Here is a 22,824-nt window from a genome sequence, read left to right on the forward strand (position 1 = left end):
TGTCAAAGTGATGCCGCCGCCCGTGCGGCGGTGTCATACAGGGATGAAATGGTGCGCAGCAGCTGGGCGGTATCACCGATAGCGGCACCCGAAATCCCGCTTTCGGCATGTATGTTGATCAGACACGCTTCGCGCACATCCCGGTATTTCATGCACAGTGCTTTTCCCGCCTCCGTGGTGGAAAAGAAAAGCTCTTTTCCTGCCTTTTCACTGGTGACGTAGCCCGCCTTGACCAGCTTTTTCAACGCGTAAGTCACCACGTGGGTGTCTTCCACGTTGAGCACAAAACAGATATCGGCCAGCTTCTTCTTGCGACTGCGGTGATTCACATGATGCAAAAGCGAGACGTCAAAGGCCCCCATATCCGGCTCACCGGCCGCGGTCATGCAGCGCACCATCCATTTATTGAACGCGTTACTGGTCATGATCAGCGCGTACTCCAGCTCCGATAGCTCCGCGCAGCGCTCGGAAACCAGATGGCGGGAGGAGACGATCCGGCCGTCGTTAATATCGTCGTGATTCATTGATGCAGCACTTTTCTTCAGGGTCATAACGTTCCTTACGGGAGTGTGGCTGTTGCCCGGAAATGTAAACTCATCGATAAAATAAGAACATTTTATTGATAAATTGTTTACATGTTTTTGCGGTTCAGATATAGCTTTTTAACGCAGGTTTTCGAAGCCTGACGGAAAACACAACATCGCTCGCCGCAAATTAAAAAAATAGCCGTCGGCGCGCAACGCTCACTTTGGATAGGGTAACGTTTATGGACGGTTCTACACTGTTGCCGCTTATCGGGATCCCGGTGGTGGTTATTGGTTTTGCCCTGCGCTTCAACCCGCTACTGGTGGTCGTGGTAGCTGGGCTGACGACGGGTCTGCTGGTTGGGATGGATTTCGGCATGCTGCTGGAAACCTTCGGCGAGAAGTTCGTCAACAGCCGCTCTCTGGCTACATTCATTCTGATCCTGCCGGTTATTGGTCTGCTGGAATATTACGGTCTAAAAGAGCGCGCACAGGCGTGGGTGGCGAAGATCGCCAGCGCCACTTCGGCGCGTATTCTGATGATCTATTTTGTCGCCCGCGAGGGGACGGCCGCGCTGGGGCTGATGTCGCTGGGTGGTCATGCCCAGACGGTGCGTCCGTTGCTGGCACCGATGGCCGAAGGGGCGGCGCTGAACGAGTACGGCGAACTGCCCCAGCATATTCGCGACAAAATCAAAGCCCATGCCGCCGCGTGCGACAATATCGCGGTGTTTTTTGGCGAAGATATTTTTATCGCCTTCGGGGCGGTGCTGCTGATCGACGCTTTCCTGAAGGAGAACGGTATTCAGGGTATTGAACCGCTGCATATCGGCCTGTGGGCGATCCCGACGGCGATTGCGGCATTGATTATTCATATGACGCGTCTGCTGAGGCTGGATGCCAGCATCCGCCGTGACGTGATGGCGTGGAAAGCCGGGCAGGGAACGCAGGAGATCGCGCCATGATGACACTGCTCACCATTAATCGCGTGTACTACCTGATTGGCTTCGTCGTGATGTTGCTGGTGGTCATGACCCTGCGCGATCGCGCCAACCCCAAACGTTTTACCACGGCACTGTTCTGGTTTCTGTTCGGTGGGATCTTCCTGTTCGGTGACCTGATGGTGCAGGAGCTGGGCCGCTCGCTGGCGTACCGGATCATTGGCGGCGCCGTGATTGTAATTGCCCTTCTGGCAGGCTTTGGGCTGGTCGGTAAAGGGCAGTACAAAATGGCCAGTGAGCCTGAGCGTATTGCCTCATCAAACCGGCTGAAAAACTGGCTGTTTTTACCGGCCCTGATGATCCCGGTGGTGACGGTTATCGGCACGCTGTTCCTGAAAGGGGTGTCGATTGGCGGAGTTTACCTGCTCGATCAAAAACAGCTCACGCTGGCGGCGCTGTGCGTGGCCTGTGTGGCGGCCATCCTTACCGGCTGGTGGCTGACAAAAGGTACGCCGCTGCATGCCGTCCGTCAGTCTCGCCGCCTGGTGGATACCATTGGCTGGGCGGTGATCCTGCCGCAGATGCTGGCCATGCTGGGCGGGGTTTTTGTGGTGGCCAATACCGGCAACTCCGTGCAGAAGGTGGTCAGCCTGTTTGTGAACCCGGACAGCCGCTTTATGCTGGTGGTGATTTACTGCGTCGGCATGGCGCTGTTCACCATGATCATGGGTAATGCCTTTGCGGCCTTCCCGGTGCTCAGCGCCGGTATCGCCTTACCGTTTCTGATCCACGTGCATCACGGTAATCCGGCACCGCTGCTGGCGATTGGTATGTACGCTGGCTATTGCGGCACGCTGATGACGCCGATGGCGGCGAACTTCAACATCGTTCCCGCCGCGTTACTGGAGCTGAAAGACAAATATCAGATCATTAAGATCCAGATCCCGACCGCGTTAACCCTGCTGGTGGTCAACGTGTTCTTAATGTATTTCCTCGTGTTTCGCTAAGCGTGGCAACCTAAGGAGCTGTGATGGAATTAACGCAACACCAGGCTGATGCTTTTGCCAGAATGCCTTTGACCTATCTGCGCCAGGAATACCCGAACCATATTATGCATCTGCTCAATGATGACGGGGACGTCCTGCCGCCGCGCGAACTGCATCCCATTTTTTATGGCTGTTTTGACTGGCACTCGGCGGTACACGGCTACTGGCTGCTGCTGCGCTGCCTGCGCCTCTACCCGGAACTGTCGTGCCGGGATGACATTATCACGCTGTTTGCCGACCATCTCACGCCAGAAAAGGTGGCGCAGGAGCTGGCCTATTTCAACGCGCCGTTCCGCGCCTCGTTCGAGCGTCCGTATGGCTACGGCTGGCTGCTGGCACTGGCCCAGGAGCTGAAACAGTCATCGCTGCCGCAGGCAGCAGGCTGGTATCAGACGCTTGCGCCGTTAACGCAGGACATTCGCAACCGTCTGGTGGATTACCTCAGTAAGCTGACGTACCCGATTCGGGTTGGCACGCATTACAACACCGCGTTTGCCCTCGCGCTGGGGATCGATTACGCCCGGGCGGTGGAAGATAACGCGCTGGAGAGTGCCATTCTGGAGGCGGCGACGCGGTTTTATCTCGCGGATACCCAGTATCCGGCTCACTATGAACCGGGGGGCGATGAGTATGTGTCCGGCGCGCTGACAGAGGCTCTGCTGATGAGCAAGGTCGCGGAGAATTTCCCGGCCTGGTTCGACGCGTTTCTGCCGAATATCGGGGCTGTTTCAGCGCTGATGAACCCGGCAGAAGTGAGCGACCGTACCGACCCCAAAATTGCGCATCTGGACGGATTAAACCTCAGCCGCGCCTGGTGCATGAAGCATATTGCCAGTGCGCTGCCGGAGGATCATCCGGCGCAGCAGGCGCTGCGTGATGCGGTGGCGAAACACCTGAAGGCGAGCGTCGGGCATGTTGTCGGCAGCCACTACAGCGGTGGGCACTGGCTGGCGAGTTTTGCGCTGCTGGCGCTGGAGTAAATATGGGGGCAGCGTCGCAGGACGCTGCCCTGGCAATTATGCCGTAGCCTGTCGCGCGCGACGCAGTCGGCTAACGCTAAATAATACTGACGCAGTTGACGCGATCACCGCGATCCACAGCGCAATATGAACGGCACCGTCATCCAGCATTTGATGATCTGACCCTGCGGTCGCAGCCAGCAAAACTCCCACCACGGCGGCACCGAGACACTGGCCGAACGTTCTGACGATGGACAACACCCCGGATGCATAGCTGGCGTACTCCCGGGCAACGTTAGAGAGCATTTCACGGTTATTGGGACTCTGGAAACAGCCAAAGCCGATACCGCACACCAGGCTCCTGAGACAGATATCCCAGGCAGAAGGGCCGGCAGGCAGCGTCGCCAGCAAAATCAACCCAACGACAAAAATCATCAGTCCAAGTGTGGAGATCAACGGGGCGGAGATCGTGTCTGCCCAACGGCCCGCGTGCGGCGCAATGAGTACGATACCTATCGGCCAGGGGGTGAACAATAAAGCCGAGATCGCCGGGCTATAGCCGTACACGCTCTGAAACAGAAACGGCAGCGCGATAAAGGTAATGCCCTGACTCACAAACGAGGCCAGCGAGGTTAGCGCGGCGAGGGTAAACCGTCCGTTGCTGAATATCACCGGCGGCAGGATGGGGTTCCGGGCGCGGCGGATATGCCAGACAAAAGTGATAAGACTGACTGTGGCGACAAGTGCCCAGCAAACCGTGCTGATGGCGTGCGCTCTATTCTCTACGCTGTTTGCCGCCATGATCATCGACCCCAGCAGGATCACGGACAGCAGGGCACCGGGCACGTCGAACGGGGACGTATCAGAGGCCGTCGCCCGCGGAAGCGCTTTCCAGGCCAGCAGCAGGGCAACGGTACCGGGAATAATGTTGATCGCGAACAGCCATTGCCAGCTCAGTACGTCGAGTATTGTTCCGCCCAGCACCGGTGCAATAGCGGTGCTGGCGGCGATAAGCAGGGCGTGCAGCCCCAGAAAGCGGCCAAGCAGCCGACCCGGGAATACCGAGCGCAGGATCGCCGGGGCAATACTCAGCGTGGCCGCGCCGCCGATACCCTGCAAAATACGCATCCCGATCAGCATTTCCGGCGTTGTTGCCAGCGCGCAGCCGAGCGAGGTCAGGGTAAACGTAGCCAGTCCTGCCAGAAACACCGGGCGATAACCGACGCGCGCGGCGAGGGCGGCGAAGATGGCTAACGTCATTGCCGCAGACAGCAGGTAACCGTTGGCGAACCAGACTGCGACATTCGCGGGCACCTGCATCGCGTTGGCCATTGATGGCAGGGCAATGTTGATCATGGTGCCATCGAAGACGCCCATCAACGTGGTGGTCATCACCGCAGCCATCACCCGGGCGCGTTCATGTCCCGGTAACCCTTCGTCGCCGGGTTGGTTTGAAAAGAGCGTCATCGTGTTATCTCCAGGCAAGAATGTTGATGACGACACTATAGTAATGGGTTATACAGGGCGGAAGACGCAGCATTTGCACTTATACGTTGCATCAAACGCCCTGTATGAGGAGGTTTTGTGACCGATCCTGATTTCAACTTGCTTGTCGCACTCGACATCCTGCTGGCTGAAGCCAGCGTGGCGGGGGCGGCGCGGCGTCTTAACCTGAGCACCTCAGCCATGAGCCGCACGCTGAGCAGGCTTCGTGAGGTCACCGGCGATCCGATTCTGGTGCGGGCCGGGCGTCAGATGGTGCTGACTCCGTGGGCCGAAGCCACCCGGGATCGCGCCCGACATGCGCTGCATGAGGCAAGGGCGGTGCTACAGCCTTCAACGGACACCTTCCGGGCAGAAAATCTTGAACGGGTGTTTACCGTCAGAGCCAATGATGGCTTTGTGGTGGCGTTTGGTCCATTGCTGATTGCGGCCGTTGCGGAAGCAGCGCCGGATGTCTGCATCCGCTTTGCTCCGAAACCGGAGAAAACGTCGCGTTATCTGCGGGAGGGGCTGGTTGACCTGGAAATTGGTGTGCAGAGCAACATGGGGCCCGAAATTCGTCTGCAGCGGCTCTTTGAGGACCGCTTTGTAGGCGCCGTGCGCAAAGGGCATCCACTGGCGGCGCTGCCAACAGTCAGCCTTGAGGATTATGTCGCCTGGGGTCATGTGGTGACCGCGCCAAATGGCTCATCACACGGTTTTGTTGATGATGCCCTGGCCGCGCGGGGGATGAAACGCAAAATCGCCAGCGTGGTGCCCGGTTTTCCGACTGCGTTATCCGTGGCGCTGGCGTCCGATCTGATTGCGATGGTCCCGGCATTGTATCTGCTCAATCAACCGATGATCGAGAACGTGCACATCTTTGAACTGCCGTTCAACACCCGGACCATTACCGTATCTCAGATGTGGCACCCGCGGATGGAACAGGATCCGGGCCACCGGTGGCTCAGAGAGAAGGTGCTAGCGGTGTGCCATCAGTCGCGGCACCGATAATATAAAACGGGTCGACACAGCATCGGATTCCACACGCACGTTGCCGTGATGCGCGGTGATGATGGATTTCACAATCGCCAGGCCGATCCCGCTGCCTTCGCCTTTTCGCTGTCTGGACGGATCCACCCGGTAAAAGCGGTCGAACAGCCGGGGCAAATGTGCCTCAGGGATCGGCTTGCCGGGGTTGGCAACGATCAGCTCGCACGCATTTTCCTTTTCGCTTACCGACACGGTCACCGTTTCTCCGTCCGGCGTATAGCGCAGGGCATTGGAGAGCAGGTTATTGATGGCTCTCCGGAACATCTGCGGATCGCCGTCTATCAGGCAGGGCGTGCCGTTAAAACGCAGCGTGATATGGCGTTCTTCCGCCCAGGCCTCGAAGAAATCAAAGACTTTCATCACCTCCGCGCTCAAATCAAAGGTTACCCTGTCAGGGATCAGCTGATTATTATCCGCCTGGGCCAGGAACAGCATATCGCTGACCATTCGGGTCATCCGGTTGTACTCTTCAAGGCTTGAGTACAGCACATCCTCCAGCTCTTTCGGCGAGCGGTTCTGGCTTAACGCAATTTCCGTTTGCGTTACCAGATTGGTGATCGGGGTTCTGATCTCATGGGCGATATCGGCAGAGAAATTTGCCTGACGGGTAAAGACATCCTCAATTTTTTCAATCATGTGGTTAAACGAGATCACCAGCTGCTCCAGCTCAACCGGCACCCGCGACGGCTCAAGCCTCGCATCCAGATTCTCTGAGGTGATATTTTTTATCGCATTGCTGACGTTACGCAGGGGCAGGTGTCCCTGACGTACCGCGATGCGAATGAGCAGAATAATCAGCAGGCTGATCGCCACCGCGATGGCAATCAGGTTCTTTTTCAGCGCCTCGAGGTAGTGAAGATGAAAATTAATGGAGAGGCCGATCAGCATGACATAGTGTTGGTCTTTTCCCTGCAATGTCGCCGTGCCGGACGAGGCGATAATCCGGTATGTTTCCATCTTCATGTCGGACCCGGCGTGCATCGCCTTGCCAGCGTCCTCCACTGACCAAAGAAACACATCCTGCGCGCGGCGATGGGCGCTGAAATCCGCGGTATTCACCGCTGGCCGGATGGCCTCGCCCTGTGAGCTGAAGAGCACATTGCCACGGGGATCGAGCAGCAGGACGGCAACGTTGCGATAGCTGGCCAGCGACTCTTTTATTTTGCTGATTTTCTTTTCATCCGGATCCGCGGGCGACTGCAGTATGCGGTGCATGGCGCGGCTGATTTGTTGCAGATCGCTGATATCCTGCTCGGCAAAGTGCTTTTCAACGGAGTGGAGCATAAACCAGGTAAACGCGAAAAAAGCCAGAATGGTGGAGAGGCTGATAAAGAACGTCAGGCGCAGAGCCAGGGAGAAGGGGCGTCTGGCGGGCTTACTCTGCATCAGGAACCTCCAGCATATAGCCCACGCCGCGCACCGTCTGGATCAGCTTCGGTTCGTAATCGTTGTCGATTTTGGCGCGTAACCGCTTCACCGCGACGTCAATCGCGTTGGTGTCGCTGTCGAAATTCATATCCCAGACCTGCGCGGCAATCAGCGAGCGGGGCAGCACTTCACCCTGATGGCGAACAAAAAACTCCAGCAGGCTGAACTCCTTGCTGGTGAGCAGAATGCGGTTTCCGGCGCGGTTTACCTTCCTTGATACGAGGTCGATGCTCAGATCTGCCACCGTAAACTGGCTCTCGGCGATCACCGTATTGCCGCGTCGTAACAGCGTTCTGACCCGGGCGAGCAGCTCAGCAAAGGCAAAGGGCTTAACCAGGTAATCATCCGCCCCCAGCTCCAGGCCTTTCACCCGGTGCTCAATGGTGCCGAGAGCCGACAGCAACAGGACCGGCATTCCCTTTCCGGCAGAGCGGAGCATGCGGATGATATCCCAGCCGTTCACATCAGGAAGCATGATATCCAGAATGAGCAGGTCATAATCGGCGGTCATGGCGAGATGGTAGCCGGTCAGGCCGTTGTCAGCGCGATCCACCACAAAGCCCGCTTCCGTAAGCCCTTTGCTGAGGTACTCACCGGTTTTAATTTCGTCTTCAACAATCAATATTTTCATCACGCTTACCCCGACTGGCTGCTCAGCACATTCTATTGCACCCGTGACCGTTAACAATGACTTACGCCATAAATGACAACATTGTCATTATCCTGTCACCCGTCAAACAGGACGCGTTCAGTAGAGTAGCCCTAAAAATACTCTGGAATTCATCTGAACCGCTATGTTCCTGCTAAAACGACTAAGCATCACTACGGTATTTATCCTGACAGGATGCGTCTCGCTGGCCCCTGAATACCAGCGCCCGACGTCACCGGTACCCCAGCAGTTTTCGCTGTCGCGTAACAGCCTGACGCCCGTGGAGGGCATGTATCAGGACACCGGCTGGCGCAACTTCTTCGTCGATCCGCAAATCGCGGGATTGATTACAGAGGCCCTGAAGAACAACCGCGATATAAAAATGGCCGCGCTGAAGGTTGAAGAGGCCCGGGCGCAGTTCAACGTGACGGATGCGGAGCGTTATCCTCAGCTGAACGCCTCCTCGGGCGTCACTTACAGCGGGGGGCTAAAGAGTGACAAACCCACCTCACAGCAGTACGACGCGGGACTTGCGCTTAGCTACGAACTCGACTTTTTTGGCAAGCTAAAGAACATGAGCGATGCCGACCGACAAAACTTTTTCGCCAGCGAAGAAGCCCGTCGTGCCGTGCATATTTTGCTTGTCGCTAATGTGTCCCAGAGCTATTTCAACCAGCAGCTGGCCTACAAACAGCTGCGTATCGCGCGCGATACGCTGTCAAATTATCAGCAGTCTTACGCCTTCGTTGAGCAACAGCTGGTGACGGGCAGTACGAACGTGCTGGCGCTGGAACAGGCCCGGGGGCAGATCGAAAGCACCCGGGCAGAAATCGCCAAAAGAGAGGGGGAGCTGGCACAGGCCAATAATGCCCTGCAACTGGTCCTCGGAACGTATCGCGCGCTATCGGGCGACGGCGGAATGAACGCCAGCGATATTGTGCCGGTAAAACTACCACCCCACCTTTCATCGGCAATATTGTTGCAGCGCCCGGATATTATGGAGGCGGAGTATCAGCTTAAAGCGGCCGATGCGAATATTGGCGCGGCGCGCGCCGCCTTTTTCCCGTCCATCTCCCTGACCAGCGGGCTTTCAACGGGCAGCACGGAATTATCTGGCCTTTTCACGTCCGGCAGCGGCATGTGGAAAGTTATTCCCCAAATAGACATTCCCATTTTTAATGCGGGCAGGAATAAAGCCAACCTGAAGCTGGCCGAAATTCGCCAGCAGCAGTCGGTTGTGAATTACGAACAAAAAATTCAGTCCGCCTTTAAACAGGTCGCCGACGCGCTCGCACTGCGGGACAGCCTCAGCCAGCAGCTTGCTGCGCAACAGCGGTATCTTGATTCGCTAAACATCACCCTGCAGCGTGCCAGAGGGTTATATACCCGCGGTGCGGTCAGTTATATCGAAGTATTAGACGCGGAACGCGCGCTGTTTTCCACGCAGCAGAACATTCTCGACCTTATTTATGCCCGACAGGTTAATGAAATTAATCTCTTCACCGCGCTGGGCGGCGGTTGGGTCGAATAACCATAATTAACTCAACAGGAAAATAATATGCGTAATTCAATGAAGGCCGTTGTATTCGGTGCGATCTCCATGATGTTTTCTGCCGGCCTGCAGGCCGAGGTTCATCAGCATGCAGAGATGAGTGCTGCCAGCGAAGGGGCCACAGAGCAGGTTGTCTCCGGGACTGGCATCGTGAAGGGCGTTGATCTCACAAACAAAAAGGTAACGATCGCTCATGAAGCCATCCCGGAAATTGGCTGGCCCGCCATGACCATGCGTTTCACCTTTACTGACGCAGACGAAAGTATTAAGGCCGTAAAAGTCGGCAACCGCGTGAAATTTTCTTTTGTGCAGCAGGGCAATATCTCTTTACTCAAGAGCATTAAATAGCGAGACACGGCATGGCATCGTTAAAGGTTAAATATGCTGCAATGATAATCGGCAGCCTTCTTGCGGGAGGGCTGATTGCAGTGACGGCGTGGCAGTATATTTATGCTGCAGAAAAAACAGAAATTACCCCGCCGGAACGAAAGGTGCTTTTCTGGTATGACCCGATGAAGCCCGACGTTAAATTCGATAAACCCGGTAAATCGCCGTTTATGGATATGGATTTGGTGCCGAAATACGCGGATGAGAATGACGATAAAAACGGTGCCGGTATCCGTATTGATCCGACGCAGGTTCAGAACCTGGGATTAAAAACGCAAAAAGTGACCCGCGGCACGCTGAATTATGCCCAGACCATCCCGGCCAACGTCAGTTATAACGAATATCAGTTTGTGATTGTGCAGGCACGATCCGAAGGCTTTGTGGAGAAGGTCTATCCCCTGACGACAGGCGATCGTGTGAAGAAAGGCACGCCGCTCATCGACATTACTATTCCGGAGTGGGTGGAAGCGCAGAGTGAGTTCCTTCTGTTGTCCGGCACCGGTGGCACGCCCACGCAGCTGAAAGGGGTGCTTGAACGGCTTCGTCTGGCAGGCATGCCGGAAGCGGATATTCAAAGGTTACGATCGACCCGCACGGTCCAGACCCGGTTTACCATCAAAGCCCCCATTGACGGGGTGATCACCGGCTTTGACCTGCGTACCGGGATGAATATTTCGAAAGATAAGGTTGTGGCACAGATTCAGGGGATGGATCCGGTGTGGATCAGCGCGGCCATACCTGAATCCATCGCGTATCTGCTGAAAGACTCCTCGCAGTTTGACATTTCGGTCCCGGCGTACCCGGACACGTCGTTTCATGTTGAAAAATGGAACATTTTGCCAAGCGTCGATCCTGCCACCCGTACGCTGCAGGTTCGCTTGCAGGTTTCCAACAAAGACGAACGGCTTAAGCCGGGCATGAATGCATATCTGAAGCTGAACACCCAAAGCCAGGAGATGCTGTTGATCCCCTCCCAGGCCGTTATCGATACGGGTAAAGAACAGCGGGTCATCACCGTTGATGCGGAAGGGCGGTTTGTGCCGAAGCAGATCCACGTTCTGCACGAATCCCAGCAGCAGTCCGCCGTAGGATCCGGCCTCAACGAAGGGGAGTCGGTGGTGGTTAGCGGTCTGTTCATGATTGATTCCGAAGCCAATATTACCGGTGCGCTGGAGCGTATGCGTCAGCCTGAAAAGAGTCATTCAGGCCATTGAGGAGACGACGATGATTGCATGGATTATCCGCGGCGCTGTCGCCAACCGTTTTCTGGTGATGATGGGGGCGCTGTTTCTTAGCGTCTGGGGAACATGGACCATCATCAATACGCCGGTGGATGCCTTACCCGATCTGTCTGATGTTCAGGTGATTATTAAAACGAGCTACCCCGGCCAGGCACCGCAAATTGTCGAAAACCAGGTGACGTATCCGCTCACCACGACCATGCTGTCGGTGCCGGGTGCGAAGACCGTGCGTGGGTTTTCACAGTTTGGTGATTCCTATGTGTACGTCATTTTTGAAGACGGGACCGATCTCTACTGGGCCCGCTCGCGCGTTCTGGAATATCTCAATCAGGTTCAGGGGAAGCTGCCTGCTGGCGTCAGTTCGGAAATTGGGCCAGACGCTACGGGCGTGGGCTGGATCTTTGAATATGCGCTGGTGGATCGCAGCGGTAAACACGACCTGTCCGAACTGCGTTCCTTGCAGGACTGGTTCCTGAAATTTGAGCTGAAAACCATCCCGAACGTGGCGGAAGTGGCCTCGGTCGGCGGGGTGGTAAAGCAGTATCAGATCCAGGTCAATCCGCTGAAACTGGCGCAATACGGCATCAGTCTGGCTGACGTGAAGCAGGCCCTGGGATCCTCTAATCAGGAAGCAGGGGGCTCATCGGTCGAAATGGCGGAAGCAGAGTATATGGTTCGGGCCAGCGGCTATCTTCAGACCATTGATGATTTCAATAACATCGTCCTGAAAACCGGCGAGAACGGAGTACCGGTTTATCTGCGTGATGTTGCTCGCGTACAAACCGGGCCTGAAATGCGGCGCGGGATCGCCGAGCTTAACGGGCAGGGAGAGGTCGCGGGCGGCGTGGTGATCCTGCGTTCGGGTAAAAACGCACGTGAAGTGATTACCGCGGTAAAAGATAAACTGGAGACGCTGAAGGCCAGCCTGCCGGAAGGTGTTGAGATTGTTACCACGTACGATCGCAGCCAGCTGATTGACCGGGCCATTGATAACCTGAGTTATAAACTACTGGAAGAGTTTATTGTGGTGGCCATCGTCTGCGCGCTGTTTCTCTGGCATGTGCGGTCTGCGCTGGTGGCGATTATCTCTCTGCCGCTAGGCCTGTGTATTGCTTTTATCGTCATGCATTTCCAGGGGCTGAACGCCAATATTATGTCCCTGGGCGGGATCGCCATTGCCGTGGGAGCGATGGTGGATGCCGCCATCGTGATGATTGAAAACGCGCATAAACGGCTTGAGGAGTGGGATCATCAGCACCCTGGCGAGCAGATTGATAACGCGACCCGCTGGAAGGTGATCACTAACGCCTCCGTTGAAGTTGGCCCCGCGCTGTTTATTAGCCTGCTGATCATCACCTTATCGTTCATCCCTATTTTTACCCTCGAAGGTCAGGAAGGGCGTCTGTTTGGTCCGCTGGCCTTTACCAAAACGTACGCCATGGCAGGCGCAGCCGCGCTGGCCATTATCGTCATTCCCATTCTGATGGGCTTCTGGATCCGGGGGAAAATTCCTGCCGAGAGCAGTAACCCGCTGAACCGGCTGCTGATTAAAGCCTATCATCCGCTGCTGCTGCGGGTGCTTCACTGGCCAAAAACAACCCTGCTGGTGGCGGCCTTGTCGATCTTCACGGTTATCTGGCCGCTGAGTCAGATGGGCGGCGAGTTTCTGCCGAAGATCAACGAAGGCGATCTGCTGTATATGCCATCAACACTGCCGGGCGTTTCTCCGGCTGAAGCGGCTGCGCTGTTGCAGACCACGGACAAGCTCATCAAAACCGTTCCTGAAGTGGCGTCTGTGTTTGGCAAGACCGGTAAGGCAGAGACCGCAACGGACCCCGCACCGCTTGAAATGGTGGAAACCACCATTCAGCTGAAACCCGAGGATCAGTGGCGACCCGGGATGACGATTGACAAGATTATTGACGAACTCGATAAAACCGTCCGTCTGCCGGGTCTGGCTAACCTCTGGGTGCCGCCGATCCGTAACCGCATCGACATGCTTTCTACCGGGATTAAAAGCCCAATCGGTATCAAGGTGTCAGGCACCGTTCTGTCGGATATCGACGCCACGGCGCAGAGCATTGAAGCGGTCGCCAAAACCGTACCCGGCGTTGTGTCTGCTCTGGCAGAGCGGCTGGAAGGCGGGCGTTACATTGATGTGGATATTAATCGTGAAAAAGCATCCCGCTACGGTATGACGGTGGGGGATGTGCAGCTGTTTATCTCCTCCGCCATTGGTGGCGAGACGGTAGGGGAAACGGTCGAGGGCGTGGCCCGGTACCCGATTAATATCCGTTATCCTCAGGACTACCGGAACAGCCCGCAGGCATTGAAAGAGATGCCGATCCTGACCCCGATGAAGCAGCAAATCACGCTGGGGGATGTGGCGGACATACGTGTCGTTTCCGGCCCGACGATGCTGAAAACGGAAAATGCCCGACCAACCAGCTGGATCTATATTGATGCCCGCGGCAGGGATATGGTGTCGGTGGTCAATGACCTTAAGACGGCCATCAACCAGAACGTGAAGCTGAGACCGGGAACCAGCGTGTCATTCTCCGGTCAGTTTGAGCTGCTGGAACATGCCAATAAGAAACTGAAGCTGATGGTGCCGATGACGGTGATGATTATTTTCATTCTGCTGTATCTGGCATTCCGCCGCGTTGATGAAGCCTTGCTGATTCTGATGAGTCTGCCATTCGCCCTGGTCGGGGGGATCTGGTTCCTGTACTGGCAGGGCTTCCATATGTCTGTCGCCACCGGCACCGGGTTTATTGCCCTGGCCGGGGTGGCCGCCGAGTTTGGCGTGGTGATGCTGATGTATCTGCGTCATGCCATCGAAGCGAACCCGGCCTTATCCCGACGGGAGACATTCACCGCACAAGCGTTGGATGAAGCCCTGTACCATGGCGCGGTTCTGCGTGTCCGGCCCAAGGCGATGACGGTGGCGGTTATTATTGCGGGTCTGCTGCCCATACTCTGGGGAACCGGCACGGGGTCAGAAGTTATGAGTCGGATTGCCGCGCCGATGATTGGCGGGATGATCACCGCGCCGCTGCTGTCGCTGTTTATCATTCCGGCGGCGTATAAGCTTATCTGGTTGCGCAGGTATAAAAAGCAATAAACAGACCCCGCCAGAGATGGCGGGGTTTTACGTTTTACGAGTCTGGTGCAAAAGTTTACGCCAGGCACGATTGTGCAGGGTAAAGAGCAGCATCTTATAGAAAGAAATAGAGTGGATGCAGTAACCGCTGAGCAGCAGCATAAAGATGCTTATCAACGCCGCGATGAGACTGACGCCCGGAACACTCGCACCGCTTAGCGCAGTCAGCAGATAGACTGTCGTTAACACAAGGCTCATAACCGCCAGCGTAAGATGCACCTGCACGGCACGCATGAGGCCTTTGCCAATCAGAAACATCGTCATGCCATTAATGCCTGAGAACAGCAGGGCGATCAATACCACCCATATAAATACGCTTTCGTAACTTAATTCTGGTTGTTATGGATACCTGAAAAAAGCCATCACGTCCCACCTCAATCTGAATAACATACTCTGCGGCAGGCAGGCTGATTACAGATTCTGGTTTTTTTGGTTTAGCTATCTCACTGACTTTGTATCAACAGGGGTGTTTTAGTTGCCGGATCAGAAATCCGGCGGATAACTTTGTTTGCAACTGAGCCAGTCGGTTGAGGGGGTAATGAGTCAGGTCCGAAGGTTAATTAATTTACAAATTTTCCATCGCCTTTTTCAGTCGGTCTGCCATAGACGGTTCGCCGGATTCACCAAAAAAACGCACCAGTTCTTTCAGTTGCGAAGACGTTAAACCTGCATTTATGGACATCGTGATATGTGCCTTCAGCTGTGGATCGACACCCGTCATGGCTGAAAGTGCGCCAACTGTCGCAAGTTCACGATTCAGCCAGTCCAGATTATCGCGGCTAAAAATATCTCCGAACAAATGGGTTTTCAGATACATATCTGCGGCAGGTGCAAATTCAAACAGCTGTCCTTTTACGGGCTGCCCGACGAGAGCTGTCTGATTTTGAGTTCCGATCTTTAGCATATCCTCTGGTTCGGGTAACGGGCCGGGTAACTGACCCTCAGCATCATGAATGCCTTTTGCTCTTCGTGTATTGATTACACTCATCAACTCTGTCAGTGCATTGAGGCTACGGGGAAACCCGGCATAGGCATAAAGCTGAACAAGAACTTCACGACAGTCATTGATTGTCAGTCCGGCATCAAGACCCCTCTGCAAAGCGGAATTCAGGGCGGGTATATTTCCCGCTGCGCCCTGAGCTGCAATCGCTGCGATATATTTCTGCTGTTCCATAAGGAAAGATTGCTGGCCGTTATTCATTGAACGGGTCTCCTTAACCTGAGAAGGTTGAGCATATAAGGCAGAACTAAAGGGTTAATGACAGTGTCATTGAAATGATTAACGCGTTTACTGCGCCTGATTTCATAACATTATCCTCAGGATTTTTTCCCGGCGGCGTACTCCTCGTCGGTAACGTGTTCCATCCAGTCAACAACTTTACCGTCCAGTGATTCAGCTATGGCAATATGAGACATCGCTGTTTCAGATGCTGCGCCATGCCAGTGTTTAACCCCGGCAGGTATCCATACAATATCACCAGGGCGAATTTCACGTACTGGCCCATTCCACTCCTGCACCAGTCCCGAACCGGCAGTGACAATCAACGTCTGTCCAAGAGGATGCGAATGCCACGCTGTGCGGGCTGAGGGTTCGAATGTTACCAGTGCACCGCCTGTGCGTGCAGGCTCAGTAGACTGGAAGGGAGAGTCTATGCGAACGGTTCCGGTAAAATATTCGGAAGGGCCTTTCGCTGAAGGTGCTGTACCAATACGCAATATATTAATCATGGTCTTGTTTTCCGTGGAGTAGGCAGGTGGTACCAGAATAGCCAGTGTTAAAACGGCTGACATCAGTGTTCTCATTCGTACTCCCTTATCAGTAATTAAACGGCAGGGGATGCTAATCGAACCATTATTACTTTAGTCGCTATGTGATTAGTTGATAAGATAAACATATCTGAACGTGTTGTTGCATGGTGCTCAACAATGATGCATGAAAACCTTAATGACCTCCGTGCCTTTGAAACAGTGGCCCGAGAAAAAAATTTCACACGTGCTGCTGCTCAACTCGGCATGTCACGATCAGGGCTAAGCCACGCTATCACCGCTATGGAAGCAAGGCTTGGCGTAAGGCTGCTTTCAAGAACAACACGCAGTGTTGCGCTAACTGAAGCAGGCAGGCGTCTTTTCGATACCCTGCAACCCATGCTAAGTAAGCTGGATAGTGAGTTAGCTTCTCTGCGCTCTCTGAGTGATAAGCCAGCCGGTTCTGTTCGAATAACTGCTCATGACCACGCTATCATTTCTATACTCTGGCCGAGGCTTAAACATTTGCTTAAGCGCAACCCAGACCTTCATGTCGAGCTTAGCGTTGATTATGGACTTATCGATATCGTTGAAAGGCAGTTTGATGCAGGCGTCAGGGTAGGCAATATCATTGATAAGGATATGATTGCAGTTCGCATCGGTCCTGATTTTCATATGGCAGTTGTGGGCTCGCCTGAATACTTCCAGGGAGAGAAATTACCGGACGTGCCTGGGGATTTAGCCACACATAAAGGGGTCAACTTGCGCCTGCCAACGCGGGGAGGGCTGTACGCTTGGGAATTTGAAAAAGAAGGTAAAAAAATATCCGTTCGTTTGCAGGGGCAAACTACATTTAATAACACCTACCTCATGATGCAGGCTGCGCTGGACGGTCTGGGGCTTGCTTATGTACCTCTTGAACTCGCCCAACCCCACATAGAGTCAGGCGAGCTGATTTGCGTACTTCAGGATTGGTGTCCACTCTTACCTGGCTATCATCTTTATTACACCAGTCGTCATCAGCTGACACCCGTACTCGCTGAAGTTATATCCGCATTACGCTACCATAATGATCCTTAGCGCTCATTCCAAAGAGGAAAGGAGGGAGCCACAGTAATATGAATCTCAACCGATGATCACCGGGTCTGAGGCGGGTAAGAGCAGAATTTATTTACTCTTACCGGCAGATTTTCTCAGCACAGTAATATCCCTCTTGGGTGATTCCCCGAACATCCGCGTATATTCCCGGCTGAAATGGGACAAGCTTTCGTAACCGACAGCATAGGCCGCTGTGGTGACATCGTAATGTTCATTCAGCATCAGTCGCCTGGCTTCATTGAGGCGCAGCCATTTCTGATACCGAAGCGGGCTCATTCCCGCAAGTTGCCTGAAGTGTTGGTGGAAAGAGGGCGTGCTCATTTGCACCCGGCTTGCCAGCTCCTCGACACGTAGTGGTGATGCAATATTGGTCTTTAACCAGTCGATGGCTTTACCGATACGGTAGCCATGGCCGTCTACTGCTGCAATTCGTCTGAGATGATCGGACTGATCGCTCATCAAAAGCCGGTAATGTATCTCTCTTTGAATCAGCGGCCCAAGAACAGGAATGGCTTCAGGCTCGTCAAGCAAAGAAAGAAGACGGCAGAAAGGCTGCAGCAAAACATCAGTAATAGTTCCCAGGCCGACACCCGTGCCCGCATCTCGTTTTTTGACCGGCGGCAGGCTTCCCTGTGCAATTAATTCCATCAGCACGCGCTGGTCAAGTTTATAGGCTACGCCCACGCAGGGACGGGATGTCGAAGCCTGTAATACTTCCGAGCTCGCTGGCAGGTCAAGAGAGGTGATCAGGAATTTTTTCGTATTGTATTCGTAAGGCTCACCACCAACCCACATGATCTTCGCGCCATCAGCTACCAGAACGATACTGGGAGGGACCAGGCAGCTTACCGGAGGAGCGGGTTCGTTTCGGCGGAACAATTCGAGTCCTTCTACGGCTGTAGGAAAATCACCGGTACCGGGCGTGCGCTGAGCAATATCGCCCGAAAGCTCACCCAGTAGTTTTTCAACCGACTTGTCAGAAATCATTCTGTAATGCCTCACATTTATTACGTCTTTTGACGTTATCAACTTAGCCGTTATGAAAAATGAAATATAGGCTTTGAACTCAGGTTCAGAGGATCAGGCAAATAATGCAGAGGATTTTAATAACACATCTCATTACAGACTCTCAAAATAACAACCCTGAAATGAGGCTGTGACCGATAAGTCAGGTCTTACCGTCAGCAAATTTAACCCATTCAGGTTAAAGCCATTTTTTACTGCCAGACAGATTATCCGGAGGAGACAAACGTGAAAGATTTTACTTTCTACAACCCAACCCGAATCGAATTCGGTTCCGGAAAAGAGGATACTATTGGTGCATACATTGCAAGCGCTGGCGTTCGTAAAGTTCTGCTGTGCTACGGAAGCGAACGTATTAAACGTGAAGGCCTGTTCGATACGGTCAGCGGAAATCTTGCCGATCACGGCATCGAGTATATAGAACTTGGCGGTATCGTAAGTAACCCGGTGATATCCAAAGTCCGTGAAGGGGTGGAACTGGCGAAACACCATGACGTAGATGCTATCCTGAGCGTTGGCGGCGGCTCCGTGTTGGACAGCGCTAAGGCTATCGCGGCCGGCGCACATTATAATGGGGACGTCTGGGATTTATTCGCTGGTAAAGGCGAGCTTTCCTCTGCTTTACCTCTATTCGCCATCCTGACTCTGGCTGCAACGGGAAGCGAAATGAACCCGTACGCTGTTGTCACCAATGAAAAAACCCATGAAAAATTATCTATCGGTAACGACTATACGCGTCCTGTGGTATCCGTACTGAGTCCGGCGCTGATGGCGGGCGTCTCCCGTGATTACCTGGTCTATTCTGCCGCTGATATTATTTCACACCTTATCGAAGTGTACTTCACCGCAACCGTTCAGCCTGCCATTCAGTCAAGGCTGGTTGAAGCACTGCTAAATACGGTAATTGAAACCACACAAACGCTCATTGCCAATCCGGAGGATGAGGCTGCCCGTGGGGAATTTGCCTGGGCAGCAACCCTTGCTCAAAACGGTTTGATCCTGTCAGGCTGTGCCGGATTCAGTTATCCGAATCATGCAATTGAGCACGCTTTATCCGCACTTTTCAACGTTCCGCACGGGGCAGGGTTGTCCGTTGTTATGCCCGCCTGGATGAAATGGTACAAAAACCGAAATACACCGCAGTTTGAGCGTTTCGCAAAATATGTGTTCGGACTCAGTTCGGCAGACGACGGCATCGCAGCGCTTGAGAAGTGGTTCGAAGAAATTGGTACGCCAACACGTCTTGAACAGCTGAACATCAGGGAAGCAGATCTGCCCGCTATCGTTGAGAACGTCCAGATCAATGTCAAAGCGTTTGGTATCGCCAGTGATTACCCGCCGGAAGTTGTAACTGAAATACTCATGCATGCTGTCTGAAACATATCCCTCAATATCCAATGAAAGGTTTTAATATCATGACGCTAAAATCTTCAACGCGCTTTTTTAATGGCGCACTCCTTGCCGGAGCGATGGCTCTGATTTCAACAGAAGCTGCGGTCGCCCAGCCTGCACCAGGCACAGAAGATTCTTCAATCCGTCTGGTTCAGACGTGGGATAAAACGTTCCCAAGGAGCGAAAAAGTGGATCATCAAAAAGTTACTTTTAAAAATCGTTACGGTATTACGCTAGCCGCTGATGTATATCTTCCTAAAGATCGCGGGAACAAGAAGCTTGCTGCGCTTGTGATTTCCGGGCCTTTTGGCGCGGTAAAAGAACAGGCCTCAGGTCTCTATGCTCAGACCTTAGCAGAGCGTGGATTCGTGACGCTGGCATTTGATCCGTCTTATACCGGTGAAAGCAGTGGTGAACCCCGCAATATTGCTTCACCTGATATCAATACCGAAGACTTTATGGCCGCAGTCGATTTTATTGGACTGCAACCTTATGTGGATCGTGAACGTATCGGTGTCATCGGTATCTGCGGCATGGGGGGGATTGCCCTGAACGCTGTTGCCGTGGATAAACGCGTAAAAGCGGTCGTTGCCAGCACCATGTATGATATGAGTCGCGTGATGTCGAAAGGCTACAATGACACCGTAACACCGGAGCAACGCGAGCAGGCACTCGAGAAGATGAGCCTTCAGCGCTGGGAAGATGCGGCAAACGGCAAACCTGCATACCAGCCAGCCTATAATAAACTGAAGGGCGGTGAAGCACAGTTCCTCGTGGACTATGCGGACTATTACATGACCAAACGCGGATATCATCCACGAGCAGTTAACTCTGGCAATTCATGGTCAGTGACAACGCCGATGGCCTTTATGAATTTCCCGCTAATGACCTATATTAAGGAAATTTCTCCGCGCCCAATCCTGTTCATCCATGGCGAAAAAGCGCATTCGCTTTACTTCTCCAAAACGGCTTATGAAGCGGCAAATCAGCCAAAAGAGCTTCTGATTGTTAAAGATGCCACACATGTCGATTTATATGATCGTATGGACAAGATCCCGTTCGATAACATCACTGCATTTTTCAACAAAAATCTTAATAAGTAAGCCATAGCACCGTCCGGTGTTTTCAGATGCAGTGTCTGTGCGAGAAACGACAGACGCTGCTCTCCTGGCTGTTACCAGGAGGAAAAATAACCGCCCATGAAAGAGGAGAGTTTTATGCTCTGGAATCCTGAATTATTAGCAAGAATAGATGCGGCTGACGACCTGAAAATCGCTCCGTATCATCCCGACATGAATACGACCGGTACGCCGACATGGATTTGGGAAGTGAAGGTGGATAATCGACTTTTCGTCCGAGCCTATAGTGGTACCCGTTCAAAATGGTATCAGGCAGCATTGTCTCAGCAGGCGGGTAAGATACTGGCTAACGGACAGGAATTCGACGTACTGTTCGCAAAACCATCAGACCCTGAGCTTGAAAGTAAAATTGATCAGGCTTACCAGAAAAAGTACTTCAGCAGCAGCTATGTTTCCGCAATGACAGGGACACGCGCGAGAGCGGCAACGATTGAGATTTTACCTTTAAGTTAACCCCTTAACATAATGCCGGCATAGAAAGAGGATGGGGTGCTTAACCCCATGGTTTTATGAGAACCAACCTGGTTCATGAAGTAAGTTATCGGTTAATGTGATTTAACATAATATACATTATGCGCACCAACATTGAATCTGGGAGAATTGAGCTTTTCATGGCCGTCATTTCCTCTGCCTATTCATAGTTGTTGTAAGATCATTTACGCGTTTCCTACAGATCACTATCCACTTGGCTAAATGGTTGATAGTATTCATTACGAGAAGAGATCACCGCTCAGGGAGAAAACATGGCGATAACCGAAGAAAAACTTCTGGCTTCTGGATTTACATCCTCGGACCTGCAGAAGCTGCGTAAGTACATAATTAAAGATGCCCTTTCTCTGGATATGGTCATATCCGACTTGTCCAGACGTTTTAACGCAGCATTGTTGTTGACCATATTGCTTGCTGCTGTTTACCTCGTAGTACTTACCATAGCGTCCAGAGAAAATGTTATATCCACAGGTGTTGCTATGTTGATCGCTTTGTTCATCATTTGGTTTTTCCAGCCACCGCTTCTTTCCTATAAGGCATGGAAATTTAACAAGAAAATCCGCTAAGAGTTCTTCTCAGTTGCTAACAGATCAAAAATGATTTTTGCTTTGAGTCCATACCCTACAATTTTCATCGTCAACATTGGGCGACTCATTGAACTGACTTTTCTGTAATAATCTTGTGGTACATAGTGAAAAAGTCGCCATGCATCTGGTTTTCTCATTAGCCCAAACACACCATAGATGTTCGCGGCCAGACTGACACCATTATATAAAGCTAACCCTGTATTCCCGCGAAATCCTAAAAACTGAGCCGCCGCGCTCGCACCATCAGCAAAAACACCCTGAGAATTTTCCTTTTCTAAAAGCTGATTGTTTATTTCCCTGGAAATCCCGTTCAGACCGTCCATAACTAACGTAGCTCCGGCGAGCATCCCTACAGGTGTCATAGTGCCAAAAAGAGCCACTCCGCCAACGATTTCAAAACCTGATAACACTACACTAACAGCGCTGATTACATATCCGACAATTTCATTATTCTCCTTCACAAATTCAATCTTTGCGTAAATTTGTGCGGCCCTGGTGCGTATTAATCTGTCCTGTTCCAGTAAGTTTGCCGTCTCTGTACGTAATATCTCTGTTGAGTGCGTATAAGATTCAATCGTTTTAAGTCTACGAGCTGCTGCCAACTGCTGAGAGATAAGATCGCGGATTTCTTCCATAAATCTGAGGCGCGTCAGGCCATCCTTGAGGTGTGTTGATGAGATTATATTGGCGATATTCACTAATCTGCGGGCTTCGCGATCAAGCGCCATTTCTGACCACGCTACACTTTTTTGTCCAGGGGGGATGGCGATATACATGGATAATCCTTATCGATGAGCAATTTTTTGTACCGTATCGAACCTGATATCGATATACAAGGGGTGAGTTTGTGAAACGTACAATATGCAACATATATCGAATTTGCTGATTCAGCCATCATCACTCATCTTTCATAAATATGGCATAT

21 protein-coding genes and 2 pseudogenes are annotated in these 22,824 nt (G+C 52.9%); 13 read left to right on the plus strand and 10 right to left on the minus strand.

What is annotated here, in order from left to right; translation table 11 throughout:
* Positions 1-2 precede the first annotated feature (2 nt).
* Positions 3-551, minus strand: coding sequence for a winged helix DNA-binding protein (locus ACMWKA_RS11760; RefSeq protein WP_058679084.1), 549 nt, complete (start codon positions 549-551; stop codon positions 3-5).
* A 215-nt stretch (positions 552-766) separates the two neighbouring features.
* Between ACMWKA_RS11760 and ACMWKA_RS11765 the strand changes: the two genes are divergently transcribed.
* Genes ACMWKA_RS11765 through ACMWKA_RS11775 form a run of 3 tightly spaced genes read left to right on the plus strand, consistent with a single transcriptional unit; the run spans position 767 to position 3,491 of the window.
* Positions 767-1,489 carry a DUF969 domain-containing protein gene (locus ACMWKA_RS11765; protein ID WP_013096573.1) on the plus strand — a complete coding sequence of 241 codons (723 nt, stop codon included), beginning with the start codon at positions 767-769 and terminating at the stop codon, positions 1,487-1,489.
* Positions 1,486-2,472, plus strand: a complete 987-nt coding sequence (locus ACMWKA_RS11770; protein WP_058679085.1) for a DUF979 domain-containing protein — start codon at positions 1,486-1,488, stop codon at positions 2,470-2,472. Before ACMWKA_RS11765 ends, ACMWKA_RS11770 begins: the two co-directional genes overlap by 4 nt.
* 23 nt (positions 2,473-2,495) lie before the next feature.
* Positions 2,496-3,491 (plus strand): DUF2891 domain-containing protein, encoded by a 996-nt coding sequence (locus tag ACMWKA_RS11775; protein WP_013096575.1) that lies wholly within the window; start codon positions 2,496-2,498, stop codon positions 3,489-3,491.
* A gap of 36 nt (positions 3,492-3,527) precedes the next feature.
* Here ACMWKA_RS11775 and ACMWKA_RS11780 read toward each other — a convergent pair whose 3' ends face one another.
* Positions 3,528-4,937 carry an MFS transporter gene (locus ACMWKA_RS11780; RefSeq protein ID WP_414760252.1) on the minus strand — a complete coding sequence of 470 codons (1,410 nt, stop codon included), beginning with the start codon at positions 4,935-4,937 and terminating at the stop codon, positions 3,528-3,530.
* Positions 4,938-5,054: 117 nt separating this feature from the next.
* Here ACMWKA_RS11780 and ACMWKA_RS11785 point away from each other — a divergent pair, with 117 nt between their 5' ends.
* Positions 5,055-5,966: a LysR family transcriptional regulator gene (locus ACMWKA_RS11785; protein WP_414760253.1), complete on the plus strand. Its 912-nt coding sequence runs from the start codon at positions 5,055-5,057 to the stop codon at positions 5,964-5,966.
* Here ACMWKA_RS11785 and ACMWKA_RS11790 read toward each other — a convergent pair.
* Both ACMWKA_RS11790 and ACMWKA_RS11795 read right to left on the minus strand, forming a co-directional pair.
* Positions 5,934-7,391, minus strand: a complete 1,458-nt coding sequence (locus tag ACMWKA_RS11790; RefSeq protein WP_414760254.1) for a Cu(+)/Ag(+) sensor histidine kinase — start codon at positions 7,389-7,391, stop codon at positions 5,934-5,936. The two genes, ACMWKA_RS11785 and ACMWKA_RS11790, sit on opposite strands and share 33 nt — an antisense overlap.
* Positions 7,381-8,064 (minus strand): copper/silver response regulator transcription factor, encoded by a 684-nt coding sequence (locus ACMWKA_RS11795; protein ID WP_029883300.1) that lies wholly within the window; start codon positions 8,062-8,064, stop codon positions 7,381-7,383. Before ACMWKA_RS11795 ends, ACMWKA_RS11790 begins: the two co-directional genes overlap by 11 nt.
* Before the next feature lie 163 nt (positions 8,065-8,227).
* On the opposite strand from ACMWKA_RS11795, the gene ACMWKA_RS11800 reads away from it, so the two are divergent.
* Genes ACMWKA_RS11800 through silA form a run of 4 tightly spaced genes read left to right on the plus strand, consistent with a single transcriptional unit; the run spans position 8,228 to position 14,386 of the window.
* A complete protein-coding gene (locus tag ACMWKA_RS11800) occupies positions 8,228-9,613 on the plus strand; it encodes an efflux transporter outer membrane subunit (protein ID WP_414760255.1) in 1,386 nt (461 codons plus the stop codon).
* Between the two features lie 27 nt (positions 9,614-9,640).
* Positions 9,641-9,982: a cation efflux system protein CusF gene (cusF, locus tag ACMWKA_RS11805; RefSeq protein WP_040022563.1), complete on the plus strand. Its 342-nt coding sequence runs from the start codon at positions 9,641-9,643 to the stop codon at positions 9,980-9,982.
* An 11-nt stretch (positions 9,983-9,993) separates the two neighbouring features.
* A complete protein-coding gene (locus ACMWKA_RS11810; protein WP_205918204.1) occupies positions 9,994-11,235 on the plus strand; it encodes an efflux RND transporter periplasmic adaptor subunit in 1,242 nt (413 codons plus the stop codon).
* 10 nt (positions 11,236-11,245) lie between these two features.
* Positions 11,246-14,386 (plus strand): Cu(+)/Ag(+) efflux RND transporter permease subunit SilA, encoded by a 3,141-nt coding sequence (silA, locus tag ACMWKA_RS11815; RefSeq protein ID WP_414760256.1) that lies wholly within the window; start codon positions 11,246-11,248, stop codon positions 14,384-14,386.
* 27 nt (positions 14,387-14,413) lie between these two features.
* Here silA and ACMWKA_RS11820 read toward each other — a convergent pair whose 3' ends face one another.
* The 3 genes from ACMWKA_RS11820 to ACMWKA_RS11830 all read right to left on the minus strand — a co-directional run bounded on the left by ACMWKA_RS11820 (position 14,414) and on the right by ACMWKA_RS11830 (position 16,228).
* Entirely contained in the window at positions 14,414-14,689 is a 276-nt protein-coding gene (locus ACMWKA_RS11820; RefSeq protein ID WP_414760257.1) for a hypothetical protein, read from the minus strand.
* Between the two features lie 301 nt (positions 14,690-14,990).
* A complete protein-coding gene (locus ACMWKA_RS11825) occupies positions 14,991-15,626 on the minus strand; it encodes a carboxymuconolactone decarboxylase family protein (RefSeq protein WP_414760258.1) in 636 nt (211 codons plus the stop codon).
* A gap of 116 nt (positions 15,627-15,742) precedes the next feature.
* Complete coding sequence (locus ACMWKA_RS11830) at positions 15,743-16,228, minus strand: cupin domain-containing protein (protein WP_414760259.1); 486 nt, start codon at positions 16,226-16,228, stop codon at positions 15,743-15,745.
* Positions 16,229-16,351: 123 nt separating this feature from the next.
* On the opposite strand from ACMWKA_RS11830, the gene ACMWKA_RS11835 reads away from it, so the two are divergent.
* Positions 16,352-17,251 (plus strand): LysR family transcriptional regulator, encoded by a 900-nt coding sequence (locus ACMWKA_RS11835; RefSeq protein WP_045294090.1) that lies wholly within the window; start codon positions 16,352-16,354, stop codon positions 17,249-17,251.
* A gap of 87 nt (positions 17,252-17,338) precedes the next feature.
* Here ACMWKA_RS11835 and ACMWKA_RS11840 read toward each other — a convergent pair whose 3' ends face one another.
* Entirely contained in the window at positions 17,339-18,256 is a 918-nt protein-coding gene (locus tag ACMWKA_RS11840; RefSeq protein ID WP_058661329.1) for an AraC family transcriptional regulator, read from the minus strand.
* Positions 18,257-18,520: 264 nt separating this feature from the next.
* On the opposite strand from ACMWKA_RS11840, the pseudogene ACMWKA_RS11845 reads away from it, so the two are divergent.
* Positions 18,521-19,528 (plus strand): annotated as a pseudogene (locus tag ACMWKA_RS11845) (iron-containing alcohol dehydrogenase); the annotation flags it as partial.
* Here ACMWKA_RS11845 and ACMWKA_RS11850 read toward each other — a convergent pair.
* A pseudogene (locus tag ACMWKA_RS11850) lies at positions 19,478-19,660 on the minus strand (hypothetical protein); the annotation flags it as partial. The pseudogenes ACMWKA_RS11845 and ACMWKA_RS11850 overlap by 51 nt on opposite strands.
* A 29-nt stretch (positions 19,661-19,689) precedes the next feature.
* On the opposite strand from ACMWKA_RS11850, the gene ACMWKA_RS11855 reads away from it, so the two are divergent.
* The 3 genes from ACMWKA_RS11855 (at position 19,690) to ACMWKA_RS11865 (ending at position 21,878) form a co-directional block, all read left to right on the plus strand.
* Positions 19,690-20,787, plus strand: coding sequence for an alpha/beta hydrolase (locus tag ACMWKA_RS11855; RefSeq protein WP_414760260.1), 1,098 nt, complete (start codon positions 19,690-19,692; stop codon positions 20,785-20,787).
* A gap of 114 nt (positions 20,788-20,901) precedes the next feature.
* Positions 20,902-21,276 (plus strand): DUF2255 family protein, encoded by a 375-nt coding sequence (locus ACMWKA_RS11860; RefSeq protein ID WP_414760261.1) that lies wholly within the window; start codon positions 20,902-20,904, stop codon positions 21,274-21,276.
* Between the two features lie 290 nt (positions 21,277-21,566).
* Positions 21,567-21,878 (plus strand): hypothetical protein, encoded by a 312-nt coding sequence (locus tag ACMWKA_RS11865; RefSeq protein ID WP_130626116.1) that lies wholly within the window; start codon positions 21,567-21,569, stop codon positions 21,876-21,878.
* Here the strand turns inward: ACMWKA_RS11865 and ACMWKA_RS11870 are convergent.
* Positions 21,875-22,675 carry a DUF4225 domain-containing protein gene (locus ACMWKA_RS11870; protein ID WP_414760262.1) on the minus strand — a complete coding sequence of 267 codons (801 nt, stop codon included), beginning with the start codon at positions 22,673-22,675 and terminating at the stop codon, positions 21,875-21,877. The genes ACMWKA_RS11865 and ACMWKA_RS11870 overlap by 4 nt on opposite strands.
* Positions 22,676-22,824 lie beyond the last annotated feature (149 nt).

The sequence above is a fragment of the Enterobacter sp. 03-F-07-AD-ECC genome (assembly GCF_047530935.1).
GTDB classification, from domain to species: Bacteria; Pseudomonadota; Gammaproteobacteria; order Enterobacterales; family Enterobacteriaceae; genus Enterobacter; species Enterobacter cloacae.